The 18,553-nt window shown below is 46.8% G+C and carries 12 protein-coding genes; 6 read left to right on the top strand and 6 right to left on the bottom strand.

The window, feature by feature from the left end; translation table 11 throughout:
* A complete protein-coding gene (locus AAHN97_RS07440) occupies nucleotides 1-1,008 on the top strand; it encodes an SO2930 family diheme c-type cytochrome (RefSeq protein WP_343306934.1) in 1,008 nt (335 codons plus the stop codon).
* A 23-nt stretch (nucleotides 1,009-1,031) separates the two neighbouring features.
* Complete coding sequence (locus AAHN97_RS07435) at nucleotides 1,032-3,356, top strand: GAF domain-containing protein (RefSeq protein ID WP_343306933.1); 2,325 nt, start codon at nucleotides 1,032-1,034, stop codon at nucleotides 3,354-3,356.
* Nucleotides 3,357-3,486: 130 nt separating this feature from the next.
* Here the strand turns inward: AAHN97_RS07435 and AAHN97_RS07430 are convergent, their stop codons facing one another.
* The 4 genes from AAHN97_RS07430 to AAHN97_RS07415 form a co-directional block, all read right to left on the bottom strand.
* The gene (locus AAHN97_RS07430) at nucleotides 3,487-6,330 is read right to left on the bottom strand and encodes a M16 family metallopeptidase (protein ID WP_343306932.1); all 2,844 of its coding nucleotides are present in this window, start codon (nucleotides 6,328-6,330) and stop codon (nucleotides 3,487-3,489) included.
* 76 nt (nucleotides 6,331-6,406) lie between these two features.
* The gene (locus AAHN97_RS07425; RefSeq protein WP_343306931.1) at nucleotides 6,407-7,603 is read right to left on the bottom strand and encodes a glycoside hydrolase family 130 protein; all 1,197 of its coding nucleotides are present in this window, start codon (nucleotides 7,601-7,603) and stop codon (nucleotides 6,407-6,409) included.
* A 25-nt stretch (nucleotides 7,604-7,628) separates the two neighbouring features.
* Nucleotides 7,629-9,209 carry a RagB/SusD family nutrient uptake outer membrane protein gene (locus AAHN97_RS07420; protein WP_343306930.1) on the bottom strand — a complete coding sequence of 527 codons (1,581 nt, stop codon included), beginning with the start codon at nucleotides 9,207-9,209 and terminating at the stop codon, nucleotides 7,629-7,631.
* Between the two features lie 10 nt (nucleotides 9,210-9,219).
* A complete protein-coding gene (locus tag AAHN97_RS07415) occupies nucleotides 9,220-12,366 on the bottom strand; it encodes a SusC/RagA family TonB-linked outer membrane protein (protein ID WP_343306929.1) in 3,147 nt (1,048 codons plus the stop codon).
* Nucleotides 12,367-12,544: 178 nt separating this feature from the next.
* On the opposite strand from AAHN97_RS07415, the gene AAHN97_RS07410 reads away from it, so the two are divergent.
* The 3 genes from AAHN97_RS07410 to AAHN97_RS07400 are packed head-to-tail and all read left to right on the top strand — an operon-like array spanning nucleotide 12,545 to nucleotide 14,881.
* Nucleotides 12,545-13,420 carry an AraC family transcriptional regulator gene (locus AAHN97_RS07410; RefSeq protein ID WP_343306928.1) on the top strand — a complete coding sequence of 292 codons (876 nt, stop codon included), beginning with the start codon at nucleotides 12,545-12,547 and terminating at the stop codon, nucleotides 13,418-13,420.
* A 3-nt stretch (nucleotides 13,421-13,423) separates the two neighbouring features.
* Entirely contained in the window at nucleotides 13,424-14,209 is a 786-nt protein-coding gene (locus AAHN97_RS07405; RefSeq protein ID WP_343306927.1) for an AraC family transcriptional regulator, read from the top strand.
* A 51-nt stretch (nucleotides 14,210-14,260) separates the two neighbouring features.
* On the top strand, nucleotides 14,261-14,881 hold the full coding sequence (locus tag AAHN97_RS07400; RefSeq protein WP_343306926.1) for a class I SAM-dependent methyltransferase: 621 nt from the start codon (nucleotides 14,261-14,263) through the stop codon (nucleotides 14,879-14,881).
* A 17-nt stretch (nucleotides 14,882-14,898) separates the two neighbouring features.
* On the opposite strand, the gene AAHN97_RS07395 is transcribed toward AAHN97_RS07400, so the two are convergent.
* Together AAHN97_RS07395 and AAHN97_RS07390 are read right to left on the bottom strand one after the other, a co-directional pair.
* On the bottom strand, nucleotides 14,899-16,734 hold the full coding sequence (locus AAHN97_RS07395) for a glycoside hydrolase family 2 protein (RefSeq protein WP_343306925.1): 1,836 nt from the start codon (nucleotides 16,732-16,734) through the stop codon (nucleotides 14,899-14,901).
* Nucleotides 16,731-17,783, bottom strand: a complete 1,053-nt coding sequence (locus tag AAHN97_RS07390) for a sialidase family protein (protein WP_343306924.1) — start codon at nucleotides 17,781-17,783, stop codon at nucleotides 16,731-16,733. The genes AAHN97_RS07395 and AAHN97_RS07390 overlap by 4 nt, the downstream gene beginning before the upstream one ends.
* A 77-nt stretch (nucleotides 17,784-17,860) precedes the next feature.
* Between AAHN97_RS07390 and AAHN97_RS07385 the strand changes: the two genes are divergently transcribed.
* Nucleotides 17,861-18,544, top strand: coding sequence for a 3-keto-disaccharide hydrolase (locus tag AAHN97_RS07385; protein ID WP_343306923.1), 684 nt, complete (start codon nucleotides 17,861-17,863; stop codon nucleotides 18,542-18,544).
* Nucleotides 18,545-18,553 lie beyond the last annotated feature (9 nt).

Below are 18,553 nucleotides of genomic sequence, written 5' to 3'. Positions count from 1 at the left end.
ATGAAGCGATTGATCCTTATCAGTATGGTATTATGGGGTTGCGGTCAACCTCAGCAGCCTAAACAGGCTTTCGAATTTAAAGAGAAATTATCCGATTACGGTTTCTTTACAGGAGAACTGAAAACACTTACCGCAGCCGCCGGTGTGCAGCATTACGAACTCAGCACACCGCTGTTCACGGATTATGCTTTGAAGGACCGTTTTATTGTACTGCCTGCAGGAAAGAGCATGCAATACAGGGATTCCGGTACTTTGGAATTCCCGGACTCTACCTTCATCATTAAGAACTTCTCATATAACGATACGGCACATATTAAAACACTGATCGAAACCCGCTTGCTGTTTAAAGACCCCTTTGATCAACGCTGGAAGGTGATGAACTACCTCTGGAATGCTGAACAAACGGAAGCGGTTAAGTGGATCACCGGCAAGAAAGTTCCCATCACCCTGCTGGACGATCAACAGCAAAAGGTTTCCACCGTATACCAGGTGCCGAATACCAATGATTGCAAAAGATGCCATTCCAACAACGGGCAACTACTGCCTATCGGGCCTAAGGCCCGCAATCTCCATCCGCATTTACAACAATGGGTGACCAATGGCTCCCTGAAAGGAATGCCTGCGCTTACCCAGGTGCCGGTATTGCCGGACTGGAAAGATAGTGTGCACTATACAGTAGCACAACGGGCACGCGCCTACCTGGATGTAAACTGTGCACATTGCCATACCAAAGGCGGAGATGCCTATAATACCGGTTTATTCCTTGAATACGAACAAACTGATCCTGCACATCTCGGCTTCCTGAAAGGCCCTGTATCTGCCGGTGGCGGGGCAGGCGGACTGGATTACGACATCCTTCCCGGAAACGCAGACCGTTCTATCCTTGCTTATAGGATGAACAGTACAGAGCCTGGTACGGCTATGCCTGAGTTAGCCAGAACATTAATTCATAAGGAAGGAGTTGCACTGATCAGAACATGGATAGATCAATTGCCACGAAATCAGTAATTTCGGGTAATTTCTTTCCTAACATGCAGCAACTACTCATTGATTTCACAGGCCATATGCCTGATGGCCTACAGATCGATTCGGCTTTGTCGTTTAAGCCGTTCATGTCTTTCCTGCGAAAAAGGATAAAAGAAGAAAAAACGGTGAAGGCAGACTTCTTCAAAAGTGTATTGGAGAAGTTTGAAGCCGCCAGGCTGCCCGATGAACTGAGCATAGAACAATTCTATGCGAATGCCCATCTGCTGGAGTATTTCTATGCCACGGTATCTCCCATGGCCGCTGCAGAAGAAAACACCCTGTGGGCACTCTGGGTACCGGTGCAGCCTATCATCATCTATGGCACGGAAGCCTTTTATACAGTGCTCCAAAGCCGTAAAACTGCCTTGCATAATAAAAGCTTAGAAGATTATAAGAAAGAAAGGATAGACATGGTCTACTCCTACATCCTGAAAAAGTTCTATAATTACCATTCGCCTTTAAAACACGAACAATACAACGCCTACCAGAACGAAGAAACCGGGCTGTTCCAATACTACACCGTTCATATCAATACAGATTTTATTGAAGCTACTGCCAAAGGCCCTTTACCGGAACTTAATTTCGGCAAACTGCATGCGCACATAGCAGAGAACACCAGTTCTCAATACCTGGAAGACATCTTACCGCTTGATCTCTTTCAGTTCAGAGGCATCTCCGTTTCCACGATACAGGACGTAACAGCCGAAAAAGCCATCGATAATATCACCAAGATCAGGCTGACCCGTACTGCCGAAACAGATGATGTAGTGTATAAGAACGTGATCCAGTCTCTCAAAACACTGGTATGCAGCAGTAAGATTGAGTTCGACCTGTTCCCTTTTGTGCGGGTGAACGGCAAAATGGTGTACGGCTTCGGGCGTGGTGGTACAGGCATACTGTATAAAACCTGGGGAGATGAAACGCTCAGCCCTGAATCCTTTCAGCGCCAGGCATCTCACTATGCAGCAAATCCCAACTCCTTTTTTTCACCGGATGTGGCAAAGGAAAACATCCGGGAATTCAGCTTCCTGCAAACCTTCGTGAATGACGGGGTACGCTCTCTTGCTTTGATCCCTGTATTCCACAATGGTGTACTGGCAGGTGTACTGGCCATGCATACCTGGGCGCCGGACAGCTTTGATGAAAAAACATTCGCGAAGCTGGAACCTGCTATCCCTGCTATTGCACAACTGATGCAGATCTATATAGATGAATTCAATCTTGAAATTGAAAACATCATCAAGGAAAAATTCACCTCCATTCAGCCGGCTGTGCAGTGGAAGTTCAATGAGATAGCCTGGGAATACCTCTATCGCAGAAAGAAAGATGCGTCCATTACAGAAACGGCGCCTATCCGCTTTACGAATGTATATCCGCTTTATGGTGCTATAGACATCCGTAATTCTACGGTAGAAAGGAACCTGGCCATCCAGGCAGACCTTGAACATCAGCTCACACAACTCCTTGGCCTCTTCACGGAAGCCCAGGCGGTTCAGCGCTCTTCCCTGCTGGATGGGATGGTGTTCACCTGTAAAACGTGGCTGCAGAAAGTAGCGGGAGAACAACTCACTACTACAGAAGAAGGTGATATCACCTATTTCCTGCAGGCGGAATCTGTAGAATACCTGCAGCACCTTTCCCGCCAGGAACCGAAGTTGAAAGAACGGATTGACAGCTATATAAAAACCATAGCAGAAGTAACGGACTCCAACAAACAGGCGCTGGACCATTCCATGACCTTATTAAACAACACCATTAATAATTACCTGGAATCAGAACAGGAGCAATTGCAAAAAGGATATCCCTGCTATTTTGAGAAATTCAGAACGGATGGGATGGAATATGATATTTACATCGGGCAATCCATAGCGCCGGACCTGCCTTTTTCTCACTTTCACCTGAAGAGCATCCGGTTATGGCAGCTGACCTCTATGGCGGCTATTGCCCGCATAACAAGGGCGCTGTTGCCTTCCATGCCTAAGCCCCTGCGTACAACACAGCTGATCTTCCTGCATAACAATACCATTGATATCAGTTTCAGAACAGATGAAAGGAAGTTTGATGTGGAAGGTGCTTATAATATCCGTTATGAGATGATCAAAAAGCGGATCGATAAAGTGCATATCAGGGACACGGAGGAAAGGCTGACGCAGCCGGACAAAATAGCGCTGATCTATTTCAATGATAAGGATGTGGAAGATTACCTGCCATATATCTATTACCTGCAGGAAGAAAAGGTGCTGGATGCGGAAATAGAGGAACTGAAGCTGGAAGATCTGCAGGGGTTAACGGGGTTAAAGGCTTTGCGGGTAACGGTATTGCCGGAGTAAAAAGGGTATGGTGTTAAAGAAATAAAGCATGCCCACTTGAACAATAAAGCATAATACCGCAACGATACTATAAAGAAACAGGGCTGTCTCTTCTCAGAAACAGCCCTTCTCAGAAACAGCCCTGTTTTGTTTATTTCTCAGGCACCAGTACAGCTCTGAAATAATCAGCGCCACCCAGGTACTTCTGTGCAGCAGTTTTAACGCTCTCAGGTGTTACCTGCTCAAGACGTTCATTCTGTTTCAGCACACTTAAAGGATCTTCGTTATTACGGAATTTAGAACTGAGGTAAGACAACCAGAAGTTGTTCTCTCTCAGGCTCACTTCCATAGACCTTTTGCTTTCTGCTTTGAATTTCTCCACGTCTACCGCAGTTGCACCTTCTTTCTTGATCTTCTCAATTTCATCCAGCGCAGCAGCGATCAGCTTTTCAACATTGGCAGTAGCACAGCTGAAAGAGATCGTGAGGTTGTAGTATGGGCTCGGCAGTTTCTCATAGGAAACACCTACATTCGGACTGTACACTCCACTCTCCTTCTCACGTAAACGCTCCAGCACTTTAAACTCCAGGATATCACTCAATGCACTCAGCTGCAGGTTGTTCTCTGGTGAAAACTGGTAGTCGTGGTGGAAGTAGAGTTTCACCTGTGCTTTATCTTCAATACCTTTCTTTACAGTTCTTTCCACTTTACCGCTCAATGGCTTAATACCACGGTCGATGTATTTTTCAGGGCGATTGGCCGCAGGTAAACCTCCCAGATAAGTTTCCAGTAAAGGTTTGATCTTATCCACTTCAAAGTTTCCTACAAACACAAAGGTTTGTCCGCTGGCATCAGCGAAACGGTCTTTATAGAAAGCAAAGGATTTATCCAGGGAAATAGCATCCAGTTCTGCTGCTGTTGGTTTCTTTTCACGTATGCTGTTGGAAGAGAGTACCGCATTGATCGTATCGCCATAAACGCTTTCCGGGTTATCATCTGCATTCTGCAGCATCACTTTATAATCGTCCAGGTTCTGTTTGAAAACAACAGGATCTTTACGGGGATTGGTTGCCCTCGCATACACCAGTTGCAATGCTGTTTCCAGGTCTTTAGGAGAAGCAGAACCGCTGAAGCCCTGGTAGAGATCACTGATGTAAGCACCGGCGTTGGCGGTAGAACCTGCCAGCAGTTTCCTCAACTGGGTGTTATCAAATTCACCGATACCATCAGAGGGAATGTTGCCCGCATAGTTTACGAGCATATACTCCTTATCGTCTGCCAGGGAAGTACCGCCCTGTGCAAAGGAAGTGAAGAGGATCTGATCGTTCTTGAAAGTGGTAGGCTTCAGGTATACTTTTACGCCATTGGATAACGTGAGTTTAGTAACATCGATCCCTTCGATCTTTTCTTCGCTCACTACTTTACCGGCTACCGGTTTTTTCTCCAGCAGTGGCTTATCCACTTTATTCTCTACATAAGCAGTAACGCCTTTACCGGCTTCTTTAACAGCAGCCAGCAATTGTGCTTCTGTTGGTAATTTTGCTTTCTCTTTTTCAGGTGCCTGTACAATGATCATCATGTTTTCAGGTTTGATCATTTCCTTCGCTTTTTTGTTCACATCTTCCAGTGTGATCTCAGCCAGTAAACGTTTCACCATTTCATAACGGTAAGTAGCGTCAGGGATAGGGCTGCCTTGCAGGAAGTTGCTGAGATAAGCCTGTACATAAGCGTTGGAAGCTGTTTTATCTTTCTCTTTGAAAGACTTTTCATTACCTGCTTCCAGGTTCTTCTTAACGATGTCCAGTTCAGAAGCGGTAAAGCCGAACTGGCTCATACGTTCTGCTTCCGTCATCATACCGGTAAGTGCTTTAGCCAGTTCATCGCCGGATTTGGCAACAGCTACTACAGAAGCAGCTTCCAGGCCGGGGATCAGGCCTCCCTGGTATGCGCCGTAAGAAAATTGACCTTCCACGAAAGGCGCTGTGCCTTTTTGTTTCAGTTCGTTGATGCGGCTGCCCACCATGGAATTGATCATGCCATTAATGATACCGGTTTTCACTTCTGCAGTTGTTTTACCTACAGAGCCGCGATGACGGATCATTACAACCGCCACATTATAAGGGAATTCCTTGTCTGTTACGATCTTCACCAGCGGGTCCTTGTTATCAGGCATATCATACTTGATAACCGGTTTAGGATTGGCCGGGTTCTTCAGCGCACTGAAGTTTTCTTTGATCATCGCTTCCACTTCTGCCACATTAAAATCACCTACTGCAATAACACCCTGCAGGTTCGGACGGTACCAGTCTTTATAGAACTGTTTGATCTCGTTGTGTTTAAAGTTCTGGATAATATCCAGTTTACCGATAGGGATGCGTTCTGCGTAACGGGAACCTTTCAGCAATACCGGCAGCAGTTCTTTCTGAATACGGGATTGCGCATTCTTACCCCGCTGACGGTCTTCTTCCACGATCACACCTCTTTCATTGTCAATTTCACTATCCTCCATGCTTACATATCCTGCCCAGTTAGCCAGGATCTTAAAGCCGTTCCTGAACAGTGCGGCGCTATCTGTAGGGATAGGCAGCTGGTATACTGTTTGATCAAAAGCTGTAAAGGCGTTCAGGTCTGCCCCAAACTTCACACCGGCCTTTTGCAGGTAGTTGATCAGTTCATTTTTGGGAAAGTCTTTTGTACCGTTAAAGGCCATGTGCTCAGTGAAGTGAGCCAGCCCTTGCTGTGCATCGGTTTCCATCAGGGAACCTGCTTTTAAGGCCATATAGAGCACAGCCCTGTTCTTAGGCTCCGTGTTCTTACGGATATAGTAGGTGAGGCCGTTGGCCAGTTTACCGATCTTTACATCGGGATCGTTAGGGATCACATCCCCTGTTTTCTTTACTGCTGGCGCAGCTTTTTTCTGTGCCAGGGCGGGTTGTTCCCATAAAGAAAAAACGCTTGTGGTAGCAAGCGCAAGCAATAGAACTCTTCTTTTCATATACTGAAATGGTGGTTTGGGGGTAAATATAAGGTAAAATGCCGTACCAGCACAAAACTGGTACGGCAAGGGGGGATCATTTTACACCATTCCCCTTCACCAGGGCGAAAGCTTTATTACCGTCAATGATCCTGCAGATGGTATTGACGGTGGTGGCAGACCGCAACCCGTCTGCCGGCGTTTTTAAAACATAATCTACCAACTGATCTAGTGTGGAGGTGGCCACGTGCATCCTTGTGTCCGAAGAGGCATAATAAATGAATACCTGCCCGTCCTCATCTGCTATCCAGCCATTGGAAAATACCACATTGGATACATCTCCTATGCGCTCCTCACCCTCCGGGGCCAGGAAATATCCTGCTGGTTTATGGGTTACCCTGGCCAGGTCCTCCAGGTCCGTCATGAATAAGTACAGCACATAACGCAGGCCTGCAGCGGTATTGCGCACACCATGCGCCAGGTGCAGCCAGCCATGTGCTGTTTTAATGGGTGCAGGGCCCAGGCCGTTCTTCGTTTCGTAAACGGTATGATATACTTTAGGGTCCAGGATCTTTTCTTCATCAATCACCGGGTGCGTGATGTCTTTACAAACACCAAATCCAATGCCCCCGCCTGTGCCCGCTTCAATAAAACCATCCTGCGGGCGGGTATAGAAAGCATATTGCCCGTTCACAAATTCCTGGTGTAATACCACATTCCTTTGCTGGGGAGAGGGTGTTTTCAGATCGGGCAGTCGTTCCCAGTGTAACAGATCCTTTGTGCGAGCAATGCCACAGGCGGCAATGGCGGCACTCTGGTCAAAGGGGGCTGCGGCAGGATCTTTTCTTTCCGTGCAGAACAGTCCGTAAATGTAGCCATCCTCATGAGCGGTCAGGCGGATATCGTAAATATTCCCATCCGGATCATCCGTTTCAGGAATGAAACAGGGATATTCCCGGAACCTGAAATGATCAATGCCATTATCACTCTCCGCGATGGCAAAGAAGGATTTGCGGTCCACTCCTTCCACCCTTGCCATCAGCAGGTATTTACCTTTCCACTTGATAGCGCCGGAATTAAATACACCATTGATGCCAAACCTTTCCATCAGGTAAGGATTGGTATCCGGGTTCAGATCATAACGCCATGTCAGTCTTGTATGCGCCGCAGTTAACACCGGGTGTTTATACCGTGTAAAGATCCCATTCCCATCAGGCAGTGGCTCATTCTTACGGTTAATTAATGCTTCATAGGCTCTCTCCAGGCGATTTAAACGCTCCGTAAATTCTTTCATATCTAATTCTGGTTATTTATCGTCCTTAGTATCCCGGATTGTTTACGGTGATCTCTTTATTACCTGCAATCTCTTCCTGAGCAATAGGATATAACTTCTGAAACTCCAGTCTGTCGCGACCAGCAGCTTTCATTGTTGGTATCCAGATGCCCCAGCGGATCAGGTCCCAGCGGCGCTGGAATTCACCATAGAGTTCTTTCCTTCTTTCATCCCTGATGCGTTGACGGAAATCTTCTTTGGAAAGATTACGCGTCCAGGGAAGCAGGTTGGCACGCACACGTACTTCGTCTGCTGCATCGTAAGCCAGGCCGGTGGGGCCATTCACTTCGTTCTCTGCTTCCGCTAACAATAACAGTACATCTGCATAACGGATGATGATGGGGTTGTTGCCATTTTCATCTTTTGCCTGTGCATTGGGATCCGTATATTTTTTGGAGTATAAACGTGGGGAAGCAAAGATCTCTTTCCCGCCGAAGGTGTAAGTATCCTGTCCATAACCGGCGCCACCGCCATATTCACTTCCCCAGGTGCCGCCTGATTTAAACACAGCACCTGCCGGCAGGCGGCTTACATAGTAATAATCTTCGTTGGTATTATTCTTCCAGCTGTCCCATATAGCAGTACCAAAAGCCACGCGGTTATCGTTGGGTTCAAACTTATTGAACAGATCTATGCGCATACTCACATAACCACCACTGCCACCGCCACTGTATCTTCCCTGCGGGGAAAAATAACCGGGCAGTTCAGAACCCTGGTTGGGAGAATGTGTGGCAGGAATAGCAAAGAGTATTTCATCACTGTTATCCTGTTCTGCTTCATTGAAATTCTTCATGTAGTTCATTTCCAGTTTTGGATAACCGGAAGCTTTCGCCATATCCCTTACGGCTTTGGCAGCAGTAATGGCTTCTGTATAATAATTGGTTTGTTTCAGTTCATCGCCAGCCATGTGCATGTATACTTTCGCCAGCAGGCCCAGTGCTGCGGCTTTGGTAGGGCGGCCACGATCTGCAGTGGTGTATTTACCAGTGGTATAATTTTCAGGCAACACCGCTGCGGCTGCTTTCAGGTCTGCTTCCGCCTGTTTGTATACATCCGCAACCGGGCTGCGTGCAATGTTCTTGGATTGCTCAGGCGTGTATGCTTCCGTACGGATCGGTGCGGCGCCATATCTTCTTACGATCTCGAAATAACAGAAGCCACGGATAAATAAAGCTTCCGCTTTGATCCTGTCTATCATGGCCGCATCGCCTGTTACCTGGGCTGCATATTTCAATACCAGGTTAGCGCGTTGTACGGCATAATAGTAACCTTTCCAGGGACGTTGTATATACCACTCTCCACGCTGGTTACCAGTGTAACCGCCTGCCAGCCAGTTATCCAGCAGCAGGTCATCATCTTCACCCAGTACAGAATACCAGGCCGGGGAGATCCACATATCCCAGGTCATCAGGTTTTTGTATACACCATTTACTCCCTGCAGCAGGTCTTTATCTGTTTTATAGAAATTCTCAGGGTCTTTAAAATCGAATACTTCTATTTCTAATGCTTTCTTACAGGAGCTGGCAATTAAAAATATTAAAATGGCTATAGTCAGTAACTTTTTCATGTTGGCAGTTTTAGAAAGTAACATTAAGGCCTACGGTTAATGTGCGGGATTGCGGGTAACTACCCAGGTCCACACCACGCATATTCGCATTCTCAAAGGCGCTTACTTCAGGATCGTATCCTGAATAATTGGTGAACGTAAACAGGTTGATGGCATTCAGGTAAAGCCGCAGGTTGGATACACCTTTGATCTTTGGGAAAGTATATCCCAGCTGAATGTTCTTCACGCGCACATAGGAACCGTCTTCCAGGAACTGGCCGGAGAAACGGCTGGCTGTTGTATTCGCCTGGTTAGCCTGTATAATGCTATTGCCGGTGCCTGCTCCTTTCCATCTTCTGTCATATACTTCCTGCGGAATGTTGGCGCTGCCGTTGAGTGTATGAAAGTTCATGAGATTGGTATTGAGCACATCATTGCCCTGCACGCCGGAGATCAGTATGCTCAGGTCAAAATTCCTGTAGCTGATATTAGAGGTGAAGCCCCAGTTAAAATCAGGGTTCACATCTCCTATCTGCTGGCGATCCAGGTCGTTCAGCTGTTTATCGTTATTGAGATCCTTATACCTGGTCTGCCCGATCTTTGCATCCAGTTGTACGGCTTTGAAGGCATCTACTTCTGCCTGGTTCTGGAAAATACCATCTTCCACAAATCCCCAAACCGCACCGATAGGTAAACCTACTTTTTGGATGAAAGGCCGTGCATCCAGCCCATAACCTGCTCCTAACCTGTCTGCAAACTGTTCCTGTAACTCACCCAGGTCTGTTATCTCATTGCGGTTGAAAGAAATATTACCTGCCACATTCCACTTGAAATCACCTGTGAAGATGCTGCTACCCAGTTCCAGCTCCAGTCCTTTATTCATTACGTTACCGGAGTTCACGGTTACGGTATTATAACCGGTACTGGGTGGTTGTGTGATCTGTTGCAGCAGATCTCTTGTTTTACGTTGATAGATATTCACTGAGAAATTAAACCTGTCGTGGAAAGAGGCATCCAGCCCAAGGTTGTATTGAGACGTGGTTTCCCATTTCAGGTCTTTGTTGGGCAGGGTGGTTTCATCCACCGCAGCAATCACGGCATTGTTCATATTGGCAATAACGCCGGATAATTTTGCACGCACGCTATAGGGCGATACGGCCTGGTTACCGGATTCACCATAACTGGCGCGGAGTTTCAGGTCTGAGAAAATATTCGCTTCTTTGATGAAAGGTTCTTCGCTTAAACGCCATGCCAGTGCAACAGAAGAGAAGCCCTGCCACTTCTTGGCCAGGCGGGAAGAACCGTCTGCGCGATACGTATAGGTGAAGAGGTATTTATCTGCATAACTGTAATTGGCGCGGGCTATAAAGGATGCCAGCTGCCATTGTGAGCGGCCGGTTAAAGTAGGTGCCGTGGAGAGCCCGGAGAACAGATCGTTATAACCGAGTTTATCGTCTGCAAAATCGCGGGTTTCAGAAGTACGGTAACGGCTGGTGCTTTTCTCATAAGAGAACCCACCCAGGAAATCAAAACGGTGTTTGGCGATTTCCTGCCGGTAAGTGAGCAGGTTTTCTGTGAGCAGGCTGTAATAACTGCTATTGCTCACCAGGGCTTTACCATTGGTGGCACGGCCTTCACTTACCGTACGCGGGAAATAGGTTTCGTTCAACTGTTCAAAATAGTTAGCGCCCAGGCGGGTCTGGAACATCAGTCCTTTTACAATATCCACATATGCATTGAAGCCGCCGAAACCGGAAGTAATGGTTTGCAGGCTTTTCACTTCATCTGTATAACGAATGGGACTGGCGCCAAAACGGTCAAACATATCCTGTGATACCTCCCGGTCGTTGAGGTAGTCTATTTTTATAATATTCCCGTTTGCATCTGTTCTGTAATATGGAATAGGAGAATAATTCAGGGCAGACCTTACGATACCTCCTTCCCTTCCGCCGGTGGTGGCAGCCGTACGTACGAGTGCATTGGTAGAACGGGATACAGAGAGATTGGTAGATGTTTTCACTCTTTCGTTCACCTGGTTATCCAGGTTTAAGCGCAAACCGCCCCGTTTAAACTGTGAGCCTTTGATAGCACCTTCCTGGGCCAGGTAATTCCCCATCACCGCATAGGTGTTTTTGTCCGTTCCACCGGAAACACCCAATTCATAATCCTGCAGATATGCGTTACGGTAAATAACATCCTGCCAGTTCACACCTTCTCCAAAATTCTCCCTGATCTGGTCTGGTGAAAGCTTTCCGTTCATGCCGCTATAAGGCAGGTCTGCAGGTGCAAACCCTGCATTGGTGTATGCTTCATTAAGGTACTGTGCATATTCGTAGGCATTGAGCATGTCCAGCTTTTTGGTAATGGTAGAAATGCCCTGAGAAGTATTGAAGGTGATCTTACCTTTACCTGCACGCCCTTTTTTAGTAGTGATCAATACCACACCGTTCGCACCACGGGAACCATAGATAGCTGTGGCGGAAGCATCTTTTAATACTTCAATGGATTCAATATCACCGGGAGAAATGATAGACAGCGCATTGGTATTGGTACGCATAATATGATTCTCTTCCCTGGGCCCTGATTCTTTCAGAGAAGCCCTTGCATTCGCAACAGGCACCCCATCTATTACATACAGGGGTTCTGTGCTCCCCAGCAAGGAACTGGCACCGCGGATCTGTATACTGATGCCACCACCCGGGGCCGCATCGTTCTGTGTAACGGCTACTCCGGCCAGGCGGCCCTGCAGGCCCTGTTCCAATGAGTTAACCGCAGATTTGCTCAGCTGGTCCCCTTTAATGGAAGCAACTGTTCCCGTGAGGTCACGCTTCCTCACAATGCCATAACCGATCACTACCACATCCGTAAGGTTGGTGGCAGCGGACTTTAAAATGATGTTGATGGAACTGCGTTGCTGTACGGCTATCTCCTGTGTTTCATAACCGGTAAAACTAACCTGCAGTATGGCAGCATCCGGTACAGACAGGGAGTAATTCCCCTTTGCATCTGTTACAGTAGCAATGGTGGAATTCTTAACACGAATGGTTGCGCCAGGGAGCCCTCCGCTCGTTTCATCCTTCACTGTACCTGAAACAACTCTCTGCTGAGCGGATAGGGATGTTCCCAGCAGCAATAGGAAAATGCTGAAAATAGCACCGTGGAGTAAAAGAAATTTCATAACGAGAATTATTTGAACCAAAACTAAATTTAAAACAGATGCACTTATAGTACTTTCTTATCCCTTCATTTGTAAATTCAGACTTAACTACTACAAAAGCCCTGTTATTATCTTTTTTTGAGAAAAAGTCTACTTAATACTTTTTTATCTAGTAAATTCGGATAATTGAATGCCCGTTATGAAAAATGATATCTTCCGGGAGATCACCCCGTTGACACAGCACGACTGCTTCATGATCTTTTCCCGTACAAAGGATAAGTTCGACTTCCCGCTGCATTACCATGAGGAACTGGAGCTGAACCTGATCCTGAATGCTCCCGGTGCACAACGCATTGTAGGAGATCATATAGACAGTATTACCGATCTTGAACTGGTATTGGTAGGGTCTAACCTGAACCATGGCTGGTTCACGCATGAATGTAAAAGCAAGGCGATCACAGAAGTGACCATTCAGTTTCATAAGGACCTGATAGATGATAAACTGCTGCGTAAGAACCAGCTCCGTTTCATGCGGAGCATGTTTGAAAGCGCTGCCAACGGCATCCTCTTTTCTCCTGAAACCATTAAACAGCTAAGCCCCCGTTTGCTGACACTCAACCAAAAGAATGGCTTTGATTCCGTACTGGAATTAATGTCTATCCTGCACGACCTGTCTATATCGCGGAACATGCGCACTTTATCAGACAGTTCTTTTCAGAAAGGAATGGTCAATCATAACAGCCGGCGTATTGAAAAGGCTTTTGAATACATGAACAACAACTACGATAAGGAAGTGAACCTGGGAGATATCGCCAAGCTCACGAACATGACGGAAGTATCTTTCAGCCGCTTCATTAAGAAATGCACCGGTGTAAGTTTCATAGACAGCCTGAACGAAATAAGATTAGGCCATGCCTGCCGGATGCTGGTGAATACGCGGTATTCTATTGCAGAGATCTCTTACAAATGCGGCTTTCATAATATCTCTAATTTCAACCGTATCTTTAAAAAGAAAAAAGGCTGTACACCGAAGGGCTTCAGGGAAAGCCTTTCCGGCACCAGGACATTCATATAGCGCATGAAGCAAATACCGATCAGGCATATTAAAGCAGCAGGCTCCACAGAAAGTTTTAGCATAAGGGAGATAGGTGACATGGTGCAGGAGTTGCACAGGCATGATTTCTTTTACCTGCTGGTTTTAAAGAAGGGAAAAGGCACGCATGCGATAGACTTTATTCCCTATGAAGTGAGCGATAACACAGTGTTCTTTATGCGGCCTGGACAGGTACATGAGCTTACGCTGAAAGCAGGAAGCAAAGGTTACCTGATGGCATTTAAAGCCGGCTTTCATACTACAAAAAGCACAACAAATTATTATCAGCCAAATTCTGAAAGCTTTTACAAACTGCTTTCCGTATTGAAGGATATCTTCCGTGAATACACTGATCAACAGGAAGGCTACCAAAAGGTGATCAAAGCAAACCTTGAAATTCTCTTTATAATACTGCTCCGCCTGCATGGTAAAAGCAATGCCGCCACTTATGAACAGGAGCGGCTGGAGGAATTCTTATCATTACTGGAAACACATATCGCTGGACACAAGCAGGCCTCTCAATATGCAGCGATGTTACACCTCTCCCCCTATCAACTGAACGCCATCACCAAAGCAACGTTGGGCAAAACATGTTCTGAACTGATCAATGAACATATCATCCTGGAATCCAAAAGATGCCTGCTGGCTACAACGGAGCAGGTGAACCAGATAGCCTGGCACCTGGGGTATGAAGACGTTTCCTACTTTATCAGGTTCTTCAAAAAACATACTGGATATTCCCCGGAAGCATTTAGGCAGAAATGCCGTTAAACTGCGTAATTGTCCTATCTCTTACATTCCCTCCGCAGCTACCTTTGATCCATGAAACAGATATGGAACGAAAGATATAAGGACCAGGAATTTGCCTATGGCAAAACACCCAATTTATTCTTTAAAGAATGGCTGCCAAAGTTTGAGACAGGCACCATACTGATGCCGGCAGACGGAGAAGGCCGTAATGGTGTATTTGCAGCACAACTGGGCTGGAAGGTAACTTCATTTGACCTCAGTGAGGAAGGGCAATCCAAGGCGCTGCAATTAGCCAGGGAGCGCTACGTTTCGCTGGAGTATATTGTTGGCGACCTGGAACAACTGGCGTTCAAAGAGGAAACATTCGATGCTATCGGGTTGATCTATGCGCATTTTCCGGGGAACCAGAAATCCGCCTTTCACCGTAAACTGCATACCTGGCTCAAACCGGGCGGCATTATTATTTTTGAGGCCTTCAGCAAACAGCACTTACAATATGTGAAATCTGATCCCAGGGTGGGAGGCCCAAAAGATATTCATCAACTGTATTCAAAAGAAGAGATAAGCGCTGATTTTAAGCACTATGAAACCGTGTTGTTAGCGGAAGAGGAAATACTTCTGAATGAAGGGAAATTTCATATCGGTAAGGGTTCCGTGATCAGGTTCATAGGAAAGAAAAAAGCCTCCCGGTAATACCGGGAGGCTGGCTGTTATGGTTTGATCACCACTAGTGCAGGATTATATAATTTCTTATGCACATCATAGAAAGAGGAAACGGGATTTTTGATCACCTTTCTGTCGTAGGTCATCAACCCGTTGATCTCCACTTCCACGTCTGTGGTTTGTGTATACACTGCTGCTGAAAGCCCCTGCCGTATCAGATCTGCCAGGCGGTCTGTAAAGGTGCTGTACCTTTTAAACAGTTCTTCCGGCGTTTTAAAGCTCTGATAACCCCAGTTATCTTTCTGCTGCCATACATGGCCATCTACCGGTAAACCCAGTCCGCCGAACTCTCCCAGCACGATGGCTTGTTTGGCGCCATAGATATCAGGTTGCGGCATAGCCGGTTCAGGATAATTATGCAGGTCGATGATGTGGCCGGTGAGCACAAAGTTACCACCGCTGGCGCTGTTCACGAGGCGGGAAGGATCTTTCTGCATCGTCCACTCTGTGATCTCTGCTGTTTTAAACTGCCCCCATGCTTCATTGAAAGGTACCCATACTACAATGGAAGGAACGTTATGCAGCGCATCCATGATCGCATTCCATTCCTCACGGTAAGCTCTTTCAGATTCGTTGCTGCGTTTCTGATCTGTGCCTTTGCCAATAATACCCGGCCTTGGCTCCCAACGGTTGCCAAGATCGCCGCTGGGCATATCCTGCCAAACCAGCATGCCCAGTTTATCGCAATGATAATACCAGCGTGCAGGTTCAACTTTAATGTGTTTACGGATCATATTAAAGCCCATCTCTTTCGTTTTCTCCACATCAAATTTCAGGGCTTCATCTGTTGGTGCGGTATATAAACCATCAGGCCACCAGCCCTGATCCAGCGGGCCGTACTGGAACACAAACTTATTGTTGAGCAGCATGCGCAGGGTACCGTTGTTATCCTTACCGAGGGAAGTTTTACGCATCGCGAAATAACTTCGCGCTTCATCTACCGGTTTTTCTTTCCTTACAATTGCATAACGCAGGTCATAGAGGAAGGGATCTTCAGGAGACCATAACTTCATGTTAGGGATCTTCAGCACTGCAGTAGCGCCGGGTTCCACGGATTCTTCAGAGATCATATCTGTTCCGTTCCATACAGAAACCCTTACTTTATCACCGGGCACAGGGTTTACAACTGTTGTGCTTACTGTGAGCGTTTGCTGATCAATGTCCGGCGTTTGTTTGGTAGTGGCAATGTACGTAACAGGTACTGATTCCAGCCATACTGTTTGCCAGATACCGGTTACAGGTGTGTACCAGATCCCTTCCGGTTTGCGTACCTGTTTACCTCTTGGTTGCGGACCCTGGTCTGTAGGGTCCCATACGCGCACTACCATTTCCTGTGTTTTGGCTTTCTTCAGGAAACCGGTGATATCAAAAGAGAAAGGATCAAAACCACCGCGGTGGCTGCCCACTTCCTGTCCGTTGATGTATAAGGTCATCTGCCAGTCTACTGCACCAAAATGGAGGATCGTTCTGTTCCCTTTTTTGAAAGCAGGCATGGTAAAAGAAGTGTGATACCAGAGCAGGCTGTCTTTCCCTACTGTTTTGCCTACGCCGGACATGGCTGATTCAATGGCAAAAGGTACCAGGATCTTTCCCTGGTAAGCTGCAGGCAGCGATGCGCTCCTGGGTGTGATCACATAATCCCACAAGCCGTTCATGCTCTTCCAGCTTTCACGTACAAATTGCGGGCGCGGATATTCCGGCAATACAGAATCAGGTGTAACCTGCTCACTCCAGGGAGTAGTGATCTTCCCTGGTACTACTTTCCAATCCTGCGCCTGCGCAAAGGAAGAGGTCAATAATAAGAGCGTGAATAATTTTTTCATTTAGCGTTTAATTTATCTATAGTTCTGAATCGCGGTATGCGGTGAAAGGTAAGGTAATTGGCTTCATGGAAACTATTGGCATCAAAGGCCGTACGGGATAAGAAGATAATATCATCTCCCTCAAACTGCCAGTCCACATAACCAAAACCATGCTTTTCATGATCTGTGTGCTGTAATACAATCTCTCTCAGGTCCCAGGTAAGCAGATCAGGTGAGCTGCACAAAGCCTGTGTGTTACGTACTTTATCCAGCTGAATGATATGCCGGTATGCGGGTGGTACATAGTTGGCAATGGTCCAGTACAACTGAGAAACAGCATCGTAACGGATGCTGAACTTTTTGCTGCCTCCCGGGAAAGGGATGAACCTGTCAAACGCCACTGTACTGCCATCTTCACTGACCTTTATAATCGCTGCATGTTCCTGTTCTTTATCGTTGGGCCGGTGCAGCCTCAGCATGTTCCACATCTCTCCTTCCCTGGTAGCCACTGCATTCCCTTCCAGCCAGCCGGTACTATCCAGCAGATGATTGGAATGTTTCCAGCTGGAAGACTTCAGCAGGTCTGCATTTTCATCTGCACTGAACACGCTGGCCCCTAGCATGGCAGCCCATTGTTCAGCAGGGCCGGTAGCAACTTCCACACCGCGCCATAATCTTCCTTTATGTACCGCAACAGGCACAGGAGCTGTATGAAAACGGCCTTCCCTGATAAGGTGCCTGTCCGTCCAGTTACTGCCATGATCAGCAGAGCGGCGGATCACCAGGTTGCCGTAATGTTTATCCGTTCCTATCATGTACAGGGCGCCATGGTGTACAAAAAGATTAGACCAGAACTGGCCTTTCAGTTCTGCCGTTTGCACCCAGCTAACACCTTTGTCTGCAGAGCGGTAAACCTTCACCACCGGGGTTTCATGTTCCGCGGAAGCAGGTCCAAAAAGGTCGTGGGACGCCACATAATCTCCACCAGGTAATATACAGATCGAAGGAGAACCAATATAACGGCCTGTGGATGGCGGACTATGGAATATTATTACACCCGGAGGATTCATCTGCCGGGAAAATAATAATTTATAAAACAATTTTCATCTTTATATCTTTAATGGTATTAAAAACCGCGTTATTCAATATGAAAACAATCTTTGCTGCCGTTGTATTCACCCTCTGTTCCGCAAATATTTTTGCGCAAACTAAAAATCTCTTCAATGGTAAAGACCTCAGTGGCTGGCATATAGATGTGCCTGCCATGGATAAGGACTCCAGTGTAAAAACACCCTTTATTGTACGGGATGGCAACCTGGTTAGTCTTGCCAAACCACAGGGCCATATTATCACGGATGCTGTTTACCAGAACTACCGGCTGGAAGTGGAATACCGTTTCCCTGCCAAACCAGGCAACTGTGGTGTACTGGTACATGCATCCACTCCCCGTGTGTTGTATGCCATGTTCCCCAAATCCATCGAATGCCAGCTGATGCATAAGAACGCAGGCGATTTCTGGTGTATCGGGGAAGATATCGCCGTACCGGATATGGAAACACGCCGCGGACCCAAAGAAAAATGGGGCGCTGTGGATGGTAAAGAGAGAAGGATCAAAAACCTCACGGACGATTCAGAAAAACCACTGGGTGAATGGAATAAGATGACGGTAGAATGTGTGGGAAATGTGGTGAAAGTATGGGTGAACGGAGATATGGTGAACGAAGGTTCCAACTGTACCGCTTCTAAAGGCCAGATAGCTTTACAGGCTGAAGGTTCAGAAGTGGAGTTCCGTAAGGTGGCTTTAACGCCGATCAAAAAGATCACGAAGTAAGGCCGGGAT

This window comes from Chitinophaga niabensis, from assembly GCF_039545795.1.
Taxonomy (GTDB): domain Bacteria; phylum Bacteroidota; class Bacteroidia; order Chitinophagales; family Chitinophagaceae; genus Chitinophaga; species Chitinophaga niabensis_B.
Note: the sequence above shows the minus strand (reverse complement) of the source record. Positions and strands in the feature narration are given on the sequence as shown.